Origin of the sequence: Alkalicoccus halolimnae, assembly GCF_008014775.2 — a bacterium.
In the GTDB taxonomy this organism is placed as follows: Bacteria; Bacillota; Bacilli; order Bacillales; family Salisediminibacteriaceae; genus Alkalicoccus; species Alkalicoccus halolimnae.
This window is the reverse complement of the sequence record NZ_CP144914.1, coordinates 1,437,987-1,455,142: the sequence shown is the minus strand read 5'-3', so window position 1 is coordinate 1,455,142 and position 17,156 is coordinate 1,437,987. Positions and strand designations below refer to the sequence as shown.

Annotated in this window: 16 protein-coding genes; 8 read left to right on the top strand and 8 right to left on the bottom strand. The window is 42.3% G+C overall.

The genetic code is table 11. From position 1 onward, the window contains the following. Nucleotides 1–133 precede the first annotated feature (133 nt). A complete protein-coding gene (locus FTX54_RS06515) occupies nucleotides 134–871 on the top strand; it encodes a cytochrome c biogenesis CcdA family protein (RefSeq protein ID WP_147803030.1) in 738 nt (245 codons plus the stop codon). 423 nt (nucleotides 872–1,294) lie between these two features. Then, nucleotides 1,295–2,431, top strand: a complete 1,137-nt coding sequence (locus tag FTX54_RS06510; RefSeq protein WP_147803142.1) for an amidohydrolase — start codon at nucleotides 1,295–1,297, stop codon at nucleotides 2,429–2,431. Between the two features lie 74 nt (nucleotides 2,432–2,505). On the opposite strand, the gene FTX54_RS06505 is transcribed toward FTX54_RS06510, so the two are convergent. Beyond that, nucleotides 2,506–3,711, bottom strand: a complete 1,206-nt coding sequence (locus tag FTX54_RS06505; protein ID WP_147803032.1) for an ABC transporter permease — start codon at nucleotides 3,709–3,711, stop codon at nucleotides 2,506–2,508. Further along, nucleotides 3,704–4,450, bottom strand: coding sequence for an ABC transporter ATP-binding protein (locus FTX54_RS06500; RefSeq protein WP_147803033.1), 747 nt, complete (start codon nucleotides 4,448–4,450; stop codon nucleotides 3,704–3,706). Before FTX54_RS06500 ends, FTX54_RS06505 begins: the two co-directional genes overlap by 8 nt. Nucleotides 4,451–4,608: 158 nt before the next feature. Here FTX54_RS06500 and FTX54_RS06495 point away from each other — a divergent pair, with 158 nt between their 5' ends. The 4 genes from FTX54_RS06495 to FTX54_RS06480 all read left to right on the top strand — a co-directional run bounded on the left by FTX54_RS06495 (nucleotide 4,609) and on the right by FTX54_RS06480 (nucleotide 7,990). Continuing rightward, nucleotides 4,609–5,037 carry an HIT family protein gene (locus FTX54_RS06495; RefSeq protein WP_147803034.1) on the top strand — a complete coding sequence of 143 codons (429 nt, stop codon included), beginning with the start codon at nucleotides 4,609–4,611 and terminating at the stop codon, nucleotides 5,035–5,037. A 279-nt stretch (nucleotides 5,038–5,316) separates the two neighbouring features. After that, nucleotides 5,317–6,402 carry a 3-phosphoserine/phosphohydroxythreonine transaminase gene (gene serC, locus FTX54_RS06490; RefSeq protein ID WP_147803035.1) on the top strand — a complete coding sequence of 362 codons (1,086 nt, stop codon included), beginning with the start codon at nucleotides 5,317–5,319 and terminating at the stop codon, nucleotides 6,400–6,402. Between the two features lie 253 nt (nucleotides 6,403–6,655). Beyond that, nucleotides 6,656–7,243, top strand: coding sequence for an HTH-type transcriptional regulator Hpr (locus tag FTX54_RS06485; protein ID WP_147803036.1), 588 nt, complete (start codon nucleotides 6,656–6,658; stop codon nucleotides 7,241–7,243). Between the two features lie 186 nt (nucleotides 7,244–7,429). Next, nucleotides 7,430–7,990, top strand: coding sequence for a DUF3267 domain-containing protein (locus FTX54_RS06480; RefSeq protein ID WP_147803037.1), 561 nt, complete (start codon nucleotides 7,430–7,432; stop codon nucleotides 7,988–7,990). Between the two features lie 102 nt (nucleotides 7,991–8,092). Here the strand turns inward: FTX54_RS06480 and FTX54_RS06475 are convergent, their stop codons facing one another. Further along, nucleotides 8,093–8,662 (bottom strand): YpmS family protein, encoded by a 570-nt coding sequence (locus tag FTX54_RS06475; RefSeq protein ID WP_147803038.1) that lies wholly within the window; start codon nucleotides 8,660–8,662, stop codon nucleotides 8,093–8,095. Between the two features lie 157 nt (nucleotides 8,663–8,819). On the opposite strand from FTX54_RS06475, the gene FTX54_RS06470 reads away from it, so the two are divergent. Further along, the gene (locus FTX54_RS06470) at nucleotides 8,820–8,999 is read left to right on the top strand and encodes a hypothetical protein (protein WP_147803039.1); all 180 of its coding nucleotides are present in this window, start codon (nucleotides 8,820–8,822) and stop codon (nucleotides 8,997–8,999) included. Between the two features lie 129 nt (nucleotides 9,000–9,128). Beyond that, complete coding sequence (locus FTX54_RS06465; RefSeq protein ID WP_147803040.1) at nucleotides 9,129–9,434, top strand: hypothetical protein; 306 nt, start codon at nucleotides 9,129–9,131, stop codon at nucleotides 9,432–9,434. 190 nt (nucleotides 9,435–9,624) lie between these two features. Here FTX54_RS06465 and yhaM read toward each other — a convergent pair whose 3' ends face one another. The 5 genes from yhaM to FTX54_RS06440 form a co-directional block, all read right to left on the bottom strand. Further along, nucleotides 9,625–10,569 carry a 3'-5' exoribonuclease YhaM gene (gene yhaM, locus FTX54_RS06460; protein WP_147803041.1) on the bottom strand — a complete coding sequence of 315 codons (945 nt, stop codon included), beginning with the start codon at nucleotides 10,567–10,569 and terminating at the stop codon, nucleotides 9,625–9,627. 617 nt (nucleotides 10,570–11,186) lie between these two features. Then, nucleotides 11,187–12,569: a sensor histidine kinase gene (locus FTX54_RS06455; protein WP_147803042.1), complete on the bottom strand. Its 1,383-nt coding sequence runs from the start codon at nucleotides 12,567–12,569 to the stop codon at nucleotides 11,187–11,189. Further along, nucleotides 12,566–13,237: a response regulator transcription factor gene (locus FTX54_RS06450; RefSeq protein ID WP_147803043.1), complete on the bottom strand. Its 672-nt coding sequence runs from the start codon at nucleotides 13,235–13,237 to the stop codon at nucleotides 12,566–12,568. The genes FTX54_RS06455 and FTX54_RS06450 overlap by 4 nt, the downstream gene beginning before the upstream one ends. Nucleotides 13,238–13,354: 117 nt before the next feature. Next, nucleotides 13,355–15,886: an ATP-binding protein gene (locus tag FTX54_RS06445; RefSeq protein WP_147803044.1), complete on the bottom strand. Its 2,532-nt coding sequence runs from the start codon at nucleotides 15,884–15,886 to the stop codon at nucleotides 13,355–13,357. Continuing rightward, on the bottom strand, nucleotides 15,886–17,088 hold the full coding sequence (locus FTX54_RS06440; RefSeq protein ID WP_187254480.1) for a metallophosphoesterase family protein: 1,203 nt from the start codon (nucleotides 17,086–17,088) through the stop codon (nucleotides 15,886–15,888). Before FTX54_RS06440 ends, FTX54_RS06445 begins: the two co-directional genes overlap by 1 nt. Nucleotides 17,089–17,156: the final 68 nt, after the last annotated feature.

The window sequence follows — 17,156 nt, the reverse complement described above, 5'->3', positions numbered from 1 at the left end:
ATCGTATGCTTTATACGAATCAGCCTGTGCTGTGGTTCCACTTTATAATTGTGAAACTTACGTGACACTTATTTCACGCGTTTCGGTTATCATGTATAGTAAAAGAGCAAGATGAAATTATGGGGGTTTAGCTGTGTACTCTTTAAGTATCTTTATTATAAATGAAATCTCTTTTTTAACTATGTGGATTGCTCTTTTCGCAGGTGTCGTTTCGTTTCTTTCCCCGTGTGTATTTCCCCTCGTACCTGCTTATCTTGCTCAATTAACCGGGTCGGAAATCACTCAAAATAGAGTCTCTGCTGATAGAAAACTGATTTTGACGCGCAGTTTCGGTTTTATCATTGGATTTACTTCCATCTTTCTTGCGCTGGGGGCTTCCACCTCTTTTCTCGGGGGAATGTTTCTACAAAATCAGCAGCTTGTTGAACAGCTTGGAGGCATCATTATTGTTCTCTTCGGGCTTCAGTTAGTCGGCATATTCCAGCTAAATTTTTTAATGAGCGAAAAACGGATGAAAAATCCAGCTAAATCAGCTAGTTTCGGCCGTTCCATTTTATTTGGTCTCGTATTTGCAGCAGGCTGGTCTCCATGCATCGGACTGGTGCTCGGATCCATCCTTGCTCTGGCCGCTCAAAATGACCCTGCAGGAGGTATGATTCTTCTGTTATTTTATTCAGCAGGACTGGCTGTTCCTTTTCTCGTTGTGGGGCTGCTTTTCGCTAAATCTCTCGACCGCGTAAGAAACCTTAACCGCTTTCTGCCTTTCTTTCAAAAATTGAGCGGAGGAATTATGATCGTACTTGGAATCATGCTATTTACAGGGCTCTTTTCCAAAATAGCAGGCTATCTATCTCAATTTTATATTATTTAGGGAAGGCATGTTAATGCGCTGCAGCAGCCTGCCGGTATTTTACGAATGCATCATAACGAAATTTATCGTTATGATGCTTTTTTTGTAAGGCTGCCTTGAAAATAAAGTATTTAAGCAATGAACGTGCGCTTTCGTTTCCATGGGGACGCTTTCCGGGCGGGCCGGCCTCAGCTAATCCCTTCCTCCCTGGCATTCGGTAGAATCTAAATGCCTTCCACAGGCGTCTCTGCCCTGGCACTGGTTTCTACCTTTGTACCTTCGAGACTCCTGAGTGAGGTACCGTGATTTTTCATCACAAATCCATCCCCCTGTTATACTTCCTTTCGATATGTTAAGAGAGTATGATAAAGACAGAAACAGTTGAAGGAGGGATTAGTGTTGTTTGACAGATTACAGAAACAACTTTCAGAAAAGTACGACGAAATGGTGGAAATCCGCCGTTATTTACACAAGTATCCGGAACTTTCGTTTCATGAAGTGGAAACCCCGGCGTATATAGCCGACTTTCACCGGAAGCTTGGTCACGAAGTGAAGGAAAAGGTTGGAGAACGAGGGGTGGTCGCTACCCTTCAAGGAGGGAAGCCGGGACCTGTAGTTGCCCTGCGAGCTGATTTTGATGCCCTGCCTATAAATGAAGAAACAAACCTCCCTTTCGCTTCGGAAACTGCGGGGGTAATGCATGCATGCGGCCATGACGGACATACTGCTGAAATGCTTGTACTCGCTGAAGTACTTAATTCCATGAGAGAGGAACTGGCTGGGACGATCGTATTTATTCATCAGCACGCAGAAGAACTTGCACCGGGCGGAGCCCAGGCAATGATAGCGGACGGATGTCTGGATGGAGTTGACGTCATCTACGGAACCCATTTGTGGGCAACTACACCTCTTGGTAAAGTTGAATATACTGATGGTCCGATCATGGCAGCTGCCGATAAATTTTCTATCAATGTGATCGGGAAAGGCGGTCATGGCGCCCAGCCTCATATGACAAAAGATTCAATTCTTATAGGCTCCCAGATTGTCCAGTCCCTTCAGCATATTGTAAGCCGGGCTGTCGATCCCATGGAATCCGCTGTTGTAAGTGTCGGACATTTCGAATCGGTAAATGCCTACAACGTTATTGCTGATCAAGCGAAAATCATAGGTACAGCAAGAAGTTTCGATGAAAGCGTCCGCTCCCTGCTCGAGGAACAAATCGTATCTATTGCAGAAGGCACTGCAGCAAGCTATGGTGCGAAAGCTGAGGCGATCTATGAAAGAGGGTATCCGGCTGTTATTAACCACGCCCATGAAGCCGGAGTTGTCGCCAAAGTCGCTGAAGAAACGGAAGGCATTCATAATGTAGAACTATCCAAACCGCAGATGGGTGGAGAAGACTTTGCTTATTATCTGCAGCATGTAAAAGGGGCATTTTTCTTTACCGGTGCCATGAATCCGGATTGGGAAACAGCTTATCCTCACCATCACCCGAAATTTGATATAGATGAACGTTCCATGCTTCATGCAGCTAACCTGCTGGGAGGACTCGTACTGGAAACTTTCAATCAGCGTAATTAAAAAAAGGTCCCCGGAAGCTTTTTCACTTCGGGGACCTTTTGTTATTTACTGTTACTTACATTTCTTATTTTCATTTATTCAGTCTCGTATTTAGCAGGAACCCTGAAGAAAATAACATAAGCGTAAATTCCTCCGGTAATGACAAGAACCGGCAGAGCCGCTGTCATATTACCAGCAGTTATTCCTGCGAATAAAACCGTTTGGACGCTTCCAAGAAGAACAAGCCAGTACTGCAGACCAGCTGTCAGCGTCCGCTTCCCTACGGGGTAAAGATCAGGCATCTGGCTTAAACGAAAATGATTTCCGAGTGTTTCCATCTGCAGCACGGTCATATAACTGAACAGAGCAGCCATCAGCCACATTCCCCAAACAAGATCCACAGCATAAAGAAACAGCATGCCAATTAAAGTCAGCCTCACAAAAATTCCGAAGTAGTCCCCGGAACGAAAGAACGCACGCCCGAATAAATACTTATAGACATTTCTCTGGCCGTAGGACACGCCATTGGTTACCCAGGCAATCCACTTTCTCTCTTTAATGCTTTCTTTTAAATGAGGTACATCTGTAAAGTTGTTCGCAACACGGTAAAACGTTCGTACGGTATTACTTTCAATTTCGATCAGCCTCTGCCATTGAAGTGTCCCCTGGATACGGCTGAAATATAAGACATGCAGGAGCAGCAATACAACGCCTGCTGCTGCTGTTGCTGGAATGGAAAGAGTGGAAAACAAAATATACAGGACACTTCCATTAATAAGAAATCTCCCCCACTTATGAACCCGGTAAAGGTTTTCCCCCTGGATACGCTGTTCTTCAAAAGAGGCAGCTAAATTCCAACCTTTCAAAAGGAGGAGCGAAGCCAGTACTATAAAAAAGGGTTCTCCCCCAAAAGCAATTCGGTCCGTGAAAAGCGGAGCTAATACTAAAAGGGCCAGAGTCAGCCAAACTGATTCCATAAACCAGCTGTACCGGAAAGAAGAACGAAAATATGGCTTCATTCTTTTTTCCATCGGGAGCAGGAACACAAGGTCTGCCTGCTTTGTAAATGTTCTCACGCGCCCCCTTGCCGCCATCCAGGCAAAAATAATGGTGAAAAAACTGACGGCAGGGAATGTTTCAGGAAGCCACTCCAAAAACCTTCCATAGTAGTAGCTCCCGAAAAGAAAGAGCAGATATATTGTGAATAAAAATCCACTGTTTCCGATCAGCCGCAGGTACTTCACAGCAGTAATCCAGTATTCCTGACGCCTCGTATTCCACAGCTTCAGTACTTCATTCATACCGCCTTTCCTCCGTAACTGCTACATATATATCGTCCAGATCAGCTCCCGGCATGGAAGCCTGTTCCTGCAGTTCTTTCATAGTCCCTTCCATCAGGACCCGTCCCTCGTTTAAGAATACAAAGCGATCGCAGTATTTTTCAGCTGTAGATAAAATATGGGTCGACATCAAAATACCGCAGCCTTTATCTCGCATCTGCTGCATTCTTTCCAGAAAAGATTTAATTCCGACTGGATCAAGACCTACAAAAGGTTCATCAGCTATATATAATTCGGGTTCGAGCAGAAAAGCACTCATAATCATCACTTTCTGCCGCATTCCTTTAGAAAAATGATCCGGAAACCAATGTTTCATTCTGGTCATGCGAAATTCCTTTAATAAAGCTTCCGCGCGTTCTTTAAAAACCTCTTCCTTTATATCATAAGCCATAGCAGTTACTTCCAGATGTTCCCACAATGTCAATTCTTCATAGAGAAGCGGCGTTTCCGGTATGTAGGCAATCTGCCTGCGGTAGGCATCCGGGTCCCCGGCGATCGTACTTCCATTGACCTCGACCGATCCCTGGAAAGGCTGCATTAAGCCGAGTATATGTTTAATAGAAGTGCTCTTTCCTGCTCCATTTAAACCAATCAGTCCTACTATTTCACTCCGGTTTACAGAAAAAGAGACATCATGTAAAACCGGCTTTGTACGCTGATATCCTCCATTTACATTGTTCAATGTAAGCAAATGTTTCATGATTCCTATTCCTCCATTCATCCTACCTATCACTATATCGAATTAAACACCGAATGAAAAGGAACTGAGTCGATTTCACATTCGCAGTACTAGTTTAATTATGATAGAATAATCGATATTAAATGAAAATTCCCAAAAATCAAAGAGGTGATTTGCAAATGTCTGATACCAACTGTATTTTCTGTAAAATAATTGACGGTGATATTCCTTCCGCTAAAGTTTACGAAGACGAACATGTATATGCTTTTCTTGACATCAGTCAGGTTACAGAAGGTCATACACTGATTATTCCCAAAAGGCATGAAAAAGATATTTTCGAATTGACGGAAGAAACAGCCTCCAATCTATACAAAGCGGTACCTTCTGTTGCTAAAGCACTAAATAAAACGTTCTCCCCTGAAGGATTAAATATTTTAAACAATAATAAGGAAATTGCAGGGCAGTCTGTTTTCCATTATCACCTCCACCTGCTTCCCCGTTATGGAAAAGACGATGGTTTTCAGGCTTCCTGGGCGGATAACAGCCGGGATTACGATGCTGACAAACTATCCTCAATGGCTGAGAACATTTCCAGTAACCTTTCTTAAAAAAGTTCTGTTAATCGTCGCCGGTGTAAAATAAAAACTCCGCTTGCGGCTTACCTTGGAAAAACTCTCCTGCTTTCTCCTCGTAAGGCGAAAGATACATCAGTGCGCGACCTTAACAGAAGCTGTTAAATTAAGTACACTTTTACTGATCAGCCTGTTCCTGTGTTTCACAGGAACTTTTCTGATGAAAACAAACGCAATGTACGATTAAGAAAATAAATAGCCGGACTGCTTGTTACCAATACGAAGCAGCTTCAATTTAATTCAGGAGGCCTAACCATGACAAGAGCTTTTAATTTCAACGCAGGACCTGGACCAATCCCGGAACCGGTCCTCACGAAGGCACAGCAGGAAATGTTCAATTTTGAGCAAAGTGGAGCAGCTGTAATGGAGCTCAGCCACCGCAGCAGCCTTTACGAAAATATTCATTTTAAGGCTATCGACCAGCTTCGAACAATTTTACAGGTACCTGAAGAATTCGAAATCCTCTTTCTGCAGGGCGGAGCAACCCTGCAGTTTTCGATGACTGCTCAAAATTTTCTTCCTAAAAACAAAAAAGCCGGTTTTGTTCTCACGGGTTCCTGGTCAGAAAAGGCTATGAAAGAAGCCTCAGCGTTCGGCGGTACGACGGTACTTGCTTCGAGCAGGGACAGTAATTATAACTCTATTCCCGAGGTTGATTTCAGCTCTCTTCCGGATGACATCGCTTATGTTCATCTGACAACGAATAATACGATTTTCGGAACCCAGTGGCCTGAGATTCCTGCACGTGGCAGCAAACCGGTCATACTGGATATGTCCAGTGATATTTTAAGCAGGGATATCCCCTGGGAGAACGTCGATCTTGCCTACGCTGGTGCCCAGAAAAATGCAGGCATGGCCGGGGTCACTCTTGTTTTTATTCGAAAGTCATTGATGGAAACGGCTGATAGTACCCTCCCGCCTTCCATTTCCTATTCGCAGCACGCTGATAAAAAATCTCTTTACAATACCCCTCCAACAGGAGCCATTTACATAACAAAGCTTGTGACAGACTGGATTTTAGAAATAGGCGGGCTGGACGCTGTGAAAAAAAGAGCTGAAGAAAAATCAGGGATATTATACGAAATGATAGATGATTCCGGTGGGTTTTACAGTGGGCATGCTGAGCCCGGAGCACGCTCAAATATGAACGTTACTTTTCGTTTAAAAACAGAAGAACTGGAGAATAAATTTTTAAAAGAAGCTTCTGAATACGGCTTTATGGGACTAAATGGTCATAGAAGCGTCGGTGGGTGCAGAGCTTCCATCTACAATGCTGTCCCTGTAGAACACGTTCATGCACTTAAGCAGTTTATGGAATCATTTCAAAAAAACAATTCCTGAACAGTCTTTTATTAGAATAGTATCTGAATAAAGCGTCTTTCCTATCGGCCCGGCCAGTTGAAAACTCTGGCCGGGCTTCATTTAATAAGAACCCTTATACTGATAGTATCTATCACGATCAAAAATTAATTTTCAGAAAATACAGAAATGATATTGAGTCTTTTGATTGCGCTGTGTTATTATATGTATAACATTTTCCCAGCAAAATTATGACTGTGGTAAAGAATATATATATGAACAGGGAGGGAAAGCAATGGACCAGGAACCGGTGCAGTCGATGAAGCAGTCTATCATGTTCAGTCATAAAATTGCCCAGTTGAGCAAAGCACTTTGGAAATCTATTGAAAAAGACTGGCAGGCATGGATTAAACCTTTCGACTTAAATATTAACGAACATCATATTTTGTGGATTGCCTACCATCTGGAAGGCGCCTCAATTTCTGATATTGCTAAATTTGGGGTGATGCACGTTTCTACCGCATTCAATTTCTCAAAAAAGCTGGAGGAACGGGGACTCTTAACATTTTCTAAACGCGCAAATGATAAACGCAATACGTATGTTTATTTAACATCAAAAGGGGAAGAACTTCTACTGGAAACATTTAAAAGCTATAATCCTGACACATACAGCGTCTACACAGGTTCTCTGCCTATTAAAGAACTTTATGGGAAGTTCCCGGAATTTTCGGAACTGATAAGTATTGTAAAGCACGTTTATGGACCTGATTTCATTCAAATTTTTGAGAAGTCCATGCATAAGTTTGAAGAAGATTTCACAGAAATTGACGGGGAACTTATTCCCATACCGAAAAACAGAACCCCCTCCTCCCTGGATACATAAATACAGGTGCAAAAAAGAAAACGTTTCCAAACACGAAAAATAAGGTGCTTTTCATTTTCTTGAAATTGCGGCCTTATTTTTTTTATATTTTTTTTGAAAAGATATTGATTTTTATTCCTTATAGGAGTACATTATCAAAGTGCTACCTGCTAAATAACCTGTCGTAGTCAAAGGAGGTCAGGTTTTATGAACTGCCTGAAAACTGTTTCTGTTGCAAAAGAAATTGGAAAAACACGTATGTGGTTTTTATCTTCACTGGTAATGCTTGCATACTTCCTGATATTTTTCACTGGATTTCAAACGTTTGGGTATCAGACCGCATTGGTCGATGCTGGTTTTTCAGCTTTATTTGCCTGTATGATTACTATAGTACCTGCACATTTGCTGCTGCACTGCTTACCCATATGGATCACGGGTAAAAAAGCCCGCTGTGGCTACCGCCGTTCCCAGTGGCCATTTTTCTATTATTCTGTCCAGCAGCCGATATCTAAAAATCTAAGTATGATTTCCACCGCTTCACCAGCTGTCATCGTCACATTAGCATCCGTCGCTCTTGCAGTAGCTTTCCCTGCTTATACTCATTATATCGCTATTGTATCAGCAATTAACTTTGGCTTAAGTACGTATGATTATTTTGCTTTTAAACAAATGATGAACGCTCCAAATGAATCGCTTATTGAAGAAAACCGTACTGGCTTCCATGTGATCCGGGCGGTACCGGAACAAGCGGAGCCTCAAGTAAAATAAGTTAAGAAGGGGCCGTCCCGTCGATGAGATCGACTTATGGGACAGCCCCCTTTTTCATTTTCACATTCTGGTGAAGCTGACTGGAGCATGGGTAACGCTGCGTTATTCAGCAGCAGTAATTTGGAATTCAATATTGTTTTCCTCCAGGTCGAGCTCTCTTGCCTGAATAACATACTCCTCCGTATCCAGTTCTCTTAAATCCATATACAGCGACGATTCTTCACCGACAACACTTATCCATTCCGGAAGATCGACGTTATCTCCTATAAGCGTAAATATTCTTGAAGATGGAAGCTCGACTAAACCTACTTGAAAACCATCTTCCCTAAGCCAAATATTTCCGTCCTCTGTCACTTCCGGATTAAATCTAACTTCTACAGGTATATCCAGACCGAGGGCCGTGATCGTACTTTGAAAGTACACCGCATCGTCTATTATCAGCTCGAAGTCTTCCAAATTCTCCTCCTCCAGTTCTCTCTGAAGCCACGCATCTGCATCTTCCCGGGAAGAGGAAACGATAAAGGAAGGTCCTCCCACTTCGGATCTGTCAGGTGCGGTAAACACCTCTTCTGTGTCCGACTGCAGAGCCTGATTAATCCACAGCCATCCGCCGGCTGCCGTAAGTAAAATCACACCTGAAAGTACGAAAAAAGCTGCTTTCCATTTATTCATTACATTACCCCCTAAAAAGGCTATCAAATTGTTTCGTTTTCTTTCTGCAGATTCTTTGGTACACTGAATATAACCTTTGTTATTCCCTGTTCATCGCAAAATTAACGTTTATTTCGTGAGCTGATGAACATGAGTACTCTAATCAGGAGGCTACCTAATGTATATACCATATATTCTATTTGCGCTATTCTATCTTTTTGTCATTAACACGATGACCAACAACCTGTGTGTATCGAAAGAAATACCGGAAGAAAAACAACCAAAAATTTTCCGGACGATTAATGTACTAATTACGATACTTATTACTTCTTCGTTCGCCCGAATTTATCTTGTTTAATTACGTGAGTCTCCTTCTATACAGCGGGAGGCTTTTTTGTTTTCTGGAAGCTCTATATGGCTGCACGTTTATCGATAGAAATAAAAGGGAATCTCCTGAGTAATTCAAAAAATCAGCGGAGGTTATACTATGTCCTCAATAAAACTAAGAGATATGACATATGGAGAATTTCATAACATGCTCGTCAGAAAAGTAATGGAAATGCTTGAAAAAGAAGACTCCGATCAGTCTCCACTTGTCTACTTTCCAATCGTGCATGACCGTGTCGAATCTTTTCTGCTCGTTCACTGGGAAAAAGTATGGGACAGCTGCAGAGATCTTACAATGGAAGAATGGGAGTCTTCAGGCTGTTTTTATATTTTCCAAAAAGAAGTGTTGGAAGACTTTTCTGCTGATTTCCCTGTTCAACGAGAAGCAAAAAAGTCCGAAGCTTAATCTGCACATAGTGGAAAAACTGCAGGGATGTAAATAAAATCATCCTGAATTTCATCCATATTTCACCAAAGCGTCATGACAGATGTGATTTGTCATAACGCTTTTTTATTCTCCTGATGGAGCGGAATTCTTCTACTCCGCCTTAGGCTTATCAATCATAATAAGCCCGGATGCCAGACGATCTCCCCTCCTATTCTGTAAATGTCGGTTTATAGAACGATCGCTGGTCCATTGCAAAAATCCGCTCAGTAAACTCTCCAGCAGGTGTTCTCTCTAAAGCTCGATCGAGCATATTCATTTTCGCATCTATATTATCTATTAAATGCAGAATCTCTGCTTCTCTAACGAGTGGAGGTTTAGGGCTGCCCCACTCCCCTTTCGCATGATGAGACAAAATGAGATGCTGGAGAACCAACACTTCTTCTCCTTCTATTGAAAGTTCCTTTGCTGCTTCTTCTATTTCAGAAGACATCATTGAAATATGACCGATCAGTTTTCCTTCAAGCGTATATTGTGTCGCCATTGGTCCGGAGAGTTCTCTTACTTTTGCCATATCATGAAGAATAATCCCGGCATAGAGAAGATCTTTGTTCAAAGACGGATACTGCATGGCTATGCCTTTCGCCAGTTCAAGCATAGAGAGCACATGATAGAGCAGACCTGATACAAATTCGTGATGGTTTTTAGTGGCGGCAGGAGATACAGAAAATGCCTGCTGATGTTTTTTAAAAAGATGCCGCGTCAACCGCTGCAGCTTTGCATTCTGCATATCAAATAAGTATTGATTTACTTCTTCGAGCATTTCGTCCCGTCCGCGTGGAGCTGAAGGCAGAAAATCTTCAGGGTTAACCTGCTCTCCACTCGCGGAAAGGCGGATAGCTTTAAGACGAAGCTGTCTCATTCCCCGGAAGTCCTGAACATCTCCACTGATATGGACCACAGTACCCGGGACAAACTTCGCTTCGTCATCTGCTGAAATCCCCCACATTTTCGCTTCAATTTCTCCGGATTTATCAGTTACGTGCAATGTTAAAAATGGTTTGCCATTGCTGGCGATACCTTTTTTTGCATTTTTTATTAACAGGTGCTGTTCAACAGATTCTCCTATCTGGTGCTGATCAATTCCTTTTTTCATGAAAACAGCCGCTCCTTCCCTATTACAAATTATAGTTATTATAACACGAAACGCACGTTCGATCGATCTACACCTTTCTCCGGTGTATTAAGCTTCCTGCGACAAAAGCGGGTAAAGGAAAGTCTGTTTTTAAAAGCTTCTTTAAAAATTGCTTATTGATTTGAATGCTTTCTGATTCTCCCGTGAAAATAGTGAATACACTATTTATTACTATATCTGAATTCAACCAGTAGTCCTTTGACATTTCCAGTGTGAACTTCCGAATTTTCGAGTGGATCTTCAGACTATAATCAAAAAGCAGGAGGACAAATTCCATTTTTAAGCAGGCTGCTTTGAAAATAAAGTATAGAAGCGATGATTGGGAGCTTTCGTTTCCATTATAAAATCGGATGATTGGAACGGCTGACACGGCTCCGGCGGGATGAAGCGAACTCTTAAAATCCATTCTTCCAGAGTACAACGCTGGAAAAATTAGTTGAAGACGAGCCCCTTCGGAAAGCGTCCGTCTTAAATAGAAATCCATCACGATGTTCAGAAGTCCTTTTTATTACAGCGACCTATGAAGTTGATTTTCCTGTCTGTAAATAAACAAAAATAAGAGGATACCTGAATTATTTTCAGGTATCCTCTTTCTGAGCAGACGCAGCATCGTATTTTTGATTTTTTGGCAAGTTCATTGTAAACGTTACGCCGTCCTCTTCATTTTTAACGGAAGGGGATCCATAGTGCAGTTCACAAATTCTTTTTACAATAGCAAGTCCAAGGCCAAACTGCCCCTTGTTTCCTTTTCTAAACGGAGTAAATAAATGATCTACCTCATCAGGAGGGATATTTTCTCCGTTATTCCAAACATGGATATAGACACTTTTATCATCTTCTTCTGCGGAAAGGATGATCGTATCAACTGCGTACCTCAAAGCATTTTCCACAAGATTCTCAAGAAGAACCCGAAACTGATCCTTGTCACCCTGGATGATAGTCTGGTCTCCTTCAATGATAATTTTCACGTCATCCCTTGTGACCCGGAATCTTTGTTCCACCGCGTAAGCGATTGATCCGAATGGGAAATCACTGATTTCCATGGGAGCTTCTTTGAGCGTATCAAGCTTCGTGTAATAGAGCATATCTTTTACACGTTTCTCCATCCGATTCGATTCTTCAATGATAACATTCATCGTTTCATCGATTTCCTCTTTCGGAGTAATGCCGTCTTTTACTGCCTGCGCATAGCTTTTCACTATCATAATCGGCGTTTTCAATTCATGTGAAGCATGCTGCATAAAGGTTTTTTGAGCAGAGTCGTAGCGAATGAGATTTTGTCTCATTTTTTCAAACTGGTTGGAAAGTTTCTCGAAGTCTTCATCCCCATGCCAGTAAAAAGGTTCTTTCCAATTTCTGTCAGCTATTTGTTCAAAATGATTGCCCAAACTGATCAGAGGCTGTCTTAAGTAATGTTTCAGCCAAAACGCTGGTACAAGACTCATGAGACCTGCGAATAACATAATATAGCTGAGCCTGCCCCAAAGCCTGTCGACCATCTGGTCCCGGTAAGTATCCCACATATAGGAAACGTGATACGCTTCCCCGCTCGTAGTATAAACTTTATATACAACATAAAATAACGTAGCGCCATTGTAAGTAAGTTCATATCTGCCGCGGCGTGTCATCTGATCCTGCGCGCGCTCTCCCATCTCCTGCAGGACTTCATTCGGCACAGGATCTCCTTCTATCGTAGCCAGCTGATTCATGAGAAAGAAATGGAAGACGGAGCGCTCCGCTTCCCTCCGTTCAATAAAATCAAGTTCCGACTGCGGGGGGACGAGATAATCTCCCTGTGGGTCGGACAGACGCATTTGTTCCTGTTCAATTATGCGGTACGTTTCTTCCGTGAGTGCCCCTTTTAAAGAAATTGGATAGATTACTCCAATCAGTAGAGCGACCAGCAGCAGAATAGAAATGAATGAAAACCAAATCCTCTGCGTCAGGTTCAGACGGATCATGACGACAGAACCCGGTATCCATACCCGTAAAGGGTTTCCAGATGAATCCGCGGAAGTTTTTTACGAACCCGTCTGACCACATCATCAACAGCCCGTTCAGAACCAAAATAGTCTGTTCCCCATACATATTCTATTATCGTTTCCCTGGATAACGCATCACCAATGTGGGAAGTAAGCAGAATAACCAGGTCCATCTCTTTCGTGGTTAGTTCTATATGCTCATCTCCGTCATGGACGGTGCGGGAAGTTGGATCTATTTTGTAGCCATTAAGACCAATCTCATCCTTCTGTTGATTCTCAGGAGGATAAACGCGGGTAAGCATTTTCTTTGCTCTAATAACCAATTCTTCAGGTAGAAACGGTTTAGCGAGATAATCGTCGCTCCCAAGTTCCAGTCCCAGAACCCGGTCAAGGTCTTTATCTCTTGCTGAAATAAAAATAACCGGAGTATCTCCCTGAGCCTTAATGGATTTGAGAAGCTGATAACCATCCATTCCAGGAAGCATAATATCGAGAATCCATAAGTGCGGCTGATTAGGAATATGTTCAGAGGCTTCCTTACCATCCGTAAAGAGATTCACTTCCCATCCTTCTTTTTCCATATAAGCTTTTATAACTTTTCCCAGATTTTCTTCATCTTCTACCAGATTTACAACAAACTGACTCATCTATAATCTCTCCTCACTTCCATATTTCTGCGAATGTGATTTGTCTCTATTTTAATACATGCGTCGAAAGAATGAAAATACTATGAGAATTTTACACGATATTTGTGAATACACGGTTTATCTAAGTTCCGCTTTCTCCAGCTGCATATACTGTTCCCACTCTTTTCTTATATGCTCATGACATGTAAAGAAAATAATCTGGTGCTTACGGCTGACTATTTGTAACTCCCTCCACAGGTTAATTCTGCGTGGATAGTCCATATTCACCAAAGCTTCATCGACAAATACCGGCATGGCTTTCTGTTCTTCTATCAGTGCCAGCCGGAGAGCGACGTAAAGAAGCTCCCGTGTTCCGGTGCTCAGCTCTTCCACTCCAAATAAAGCTCCGTCCTTCCTTTCAAGAATAAACTTTTTTGCTTCTACGGAAATTCCAACTTTCTCATAGGCATAATCTGTCATCCGCAAAAATCTTTCTTCTGTTTTCCTTAAAACATGCGGCTGCTTTTCTTTTTCGTAAATTTTCCTAATCTGTTCAATTATCTCATCTTCTGCTTCATAAACAGCCCATTTTTTCATCAGGTCTTTCAATTCAGCTTTTTCATTTTCATACCTCTGGTGCAGCTCGGAAAAAGTTCCTTCCTGTTCCATTGTTCGCAGTTCGTTTTCGTTTTCCGATTTTTGAATGATAAGCTTTTCTCTTTCTTCACGAAGATGAGCAGCATGATCTTCGATCTCTTTGAGCGGCGTAAGGGGCCCTGCTTCTAATTCTTGCAGAAGTTTTTTTCTCTTTGATTCGGAAGGAACTACGGCATTCATCTTCCTGCGGCATTCCTGGGCTTGCATTTTACGTTCCCGGAGCAGATTCTCCTGTTCAATCATCTGAATAAAAGCAAATTCTTCCTCTTCATCCGTCAATTTAATCCAGGAATATTTCTCCTGTTCCAACTGTGTTCTTTCGGCAGAAACTTCGTTTAAGCGTTCTTGTACGAGCGATTGTTCATGTTTATGCTGTTCTCTTTGTTTTATATTTCTTTTGTGATCTTCCCATACCTCCTTCAGCATTTTTAAATGACTCCGGGGAGGCTCCGATTGCGTCAGGTTCGTCCATTCAGCAGCAGAAGCTGCGAGATGATTCATCCACCGCTTTGCTTCAGCAGAAATTTCATTTTGTCTGCTGTACTGTTTTTGCACGTTCATCCAGCTCGCTGCACAGTCCACAGCATAAGTATAAGTATGAAGATCGAGCCCATAAGGAAGCCCGGCATCTTCACACCACTGATCTATTTCCAATTGAAGATTTTCACGAATTTTTTTCAGCCTGAACTTAGGATCATTTCCTCTGTCTTCATTTTCAGCTTTTGCAACCGGCTCTTTTGCACTAAAAAATAACAAAGTGCCGAGTGCTGCCAGTACAAACACCGAAATCCACTCTCCAATAATTCCAGCTGCGAGAGCTGCCAGCAGCAAGGCTGCCAAAACCATTTTTTTGCGGGGAAAAGTAAGAACTGGCTCCGGTTTATCCTGCTTTTTCTCCTGCTGAGAATAAAGCTCCTGATTTTCCTGGATTCTCAGCATTCGATCCTGTTCTTTTAAATCTTCCAGACGCTGTATAACCGGCTGGGAAAAACCTGTGTTTTCAAGAATAATATCCTCAGGCAGTCCAGCCTGCAGCTCCTTTTGGTCTTCACGGAGTTCCTGTATTTTTTTATCCGCTTCCTCCTTCTGTTTTTCATACAGTTCCAACTTGGAAAAATCATCCAAAATATTCTGCAGTTTCATTTGTTCTTCTTCTGTAAGTTTTTTCTCTGGTGCATTTTGTATTTTCGCCCGAAGCACCGCTTCCTCTTCTTTGATCTTCTGAAGCTTCTCCTGAAGGGAGGTAAATTCTCTTTCTGCATAAACAGGAAGCCGAGGGGTTCTTTCTTCTGCCTCTTTCAGCTCCTGCCATTCAGCTAAAAGAGGGCGCAGCAGTTCTTTTGATTCTTCCTCCTTAAGCTGCTCCGCAGTTTCAGCCTCCCGTGCCTTTACAGAATTAATTTGTTCTTCAAAGTCTTTAATTCTTTCTTGAATTATTCCATACTGATCAAGCTTTTTGTTCCACTCCCGCAGCTGATCCGAGGTGCCATCTATGTCTTTTACAAGGCGGTTGATCTCTGTCTTCCTGCCTCGCGGTTTATAAAGGTCCTGAGCACGCTTCTGTACTTTTTCCTGATGTTTAAATAAGGAAGTGATCCCCGTAAGAGAAGTATCGAACAGACGCCGGTTGACTTCTTCCGGATCGCTCTCCTGCATTAACCGCAGATGTTCCAGATCAATACGGTACATGTAACGAAAAGCTGCTGTATCTATTCCCTGCAGAAATGTCTTAAGATCCGAAGACTCACCGTTTAAAGCCACTTTGACATCTCCGGCTTTGATCCTTCCCTGAAACCTCTCCAAATGCCACCTGCCACGCGCATCGGTAAAGGTAAGAGCTCCACCTGCACCTTTGTTGATCGTTTTGAACCCAAAAAGAACGCTTTCGATAAACTGCATGATAGTCGATTTACCGGTTTCATTATGACCAAAAAACAGCAGGGAGCCATCCATTTCCCAGGAACAGTTCTGCCATTTCCCAAACGAATCAATACGTATATGTTCCAGTTTCATTACTCTTCCTCCAGCACAGCCGCAAGCAGTTCTGATTCAGCTGTTTCAATAATTTCCAGCCAGTCTTCCTCAGTAAAATGGTCAGCATGTCTTCTTATCAAGGTGTGATTGAACAGCTGCCTGCTGCGCTCTATTATTGACTCATTTTCCTTTTTAAGCATTTGTGCCCTGCTTTGGATGTCAGCAGTCAGTTCTGATTCGATTTTTTGAAAAGGTGGCGACGTACGGTATTTGCACGTATCTATAAAAAGATCCTTCCGCTCGAACTCCGATTTAAATATCTGCAGCAGTTCTTCACGATTTTCATGCAAGTAATTATGAAGATCCCCCCGCCCCTCAAACGTCAATGTACAGAGAAACACTTTTTCATCCTCATCAGGTAAAAGAGCTGCTGTTACTTTCACCAGATCATCCATTGTTTCGGCCTGCTCAATAGAAATATTTATTTTCTTCCAAATAATCCGGCTTGCAGGAAAAAAAGTGATATCCGTTGTCTTATCTTTGAGTATTGTAACGAGATAAGCTCCTTTTTCGCCTTCTTCTTTTCTGTGTGCCCCCTGAATATTACCCGGATATACGACTGGTGGGTCAATGGAAAGTTCATTTCGTTCATGAATATGACCAAGCGCCCAGTAATCCATTCCCACATTTTTCAGAGACTGAAGCTGAAAGGGTGCATATGGTTCATGATCTCCTCCGGAACCTTCCTGACCATGAAGGAGAGCGATATGAAAATCTCCTCCGGAAGCTTTTTCATACATGTCCAGTGGAGAAGCGGTAAAAGCTTTTTCCGGGTAGCTGAAACCGTAAAGATAGACGCTTTCTCCCTCTTTTTCATGAAGATATTTTTCACCTGACGTACCAAAGACAAACACGTTTCCCGGCATTGTTACTCTGCCGTTGTTTACAAGCAGAGGATCATGGTTTCCATGAATAATGTAAACAGAAATACCCGCTTCATTCAGCCGTTCCATCTGAGTCTTCACAAACCACTGCGCATGAATGGAACGCTCTTCATGGTGATAAAGATCTCCGCTTATGACGAGAAAATCAACATTTTCAGAAACGGCTTTAGAACATATTTTTTCAAAAGAGTCGTAGGCTGCCTCACGGAACAGCCGGGAATCTGCGGGTGAAGTTCCTGAAGGTATCTGGAAAGGCCGATCCAGATGTAAATCTGCACAGTGAATAAATTTTACCAAATTGGACCTCCTGAAATTTAAGATATTTAAATGAATGGACATTCATTATGTGGTATTATGAATAAAAA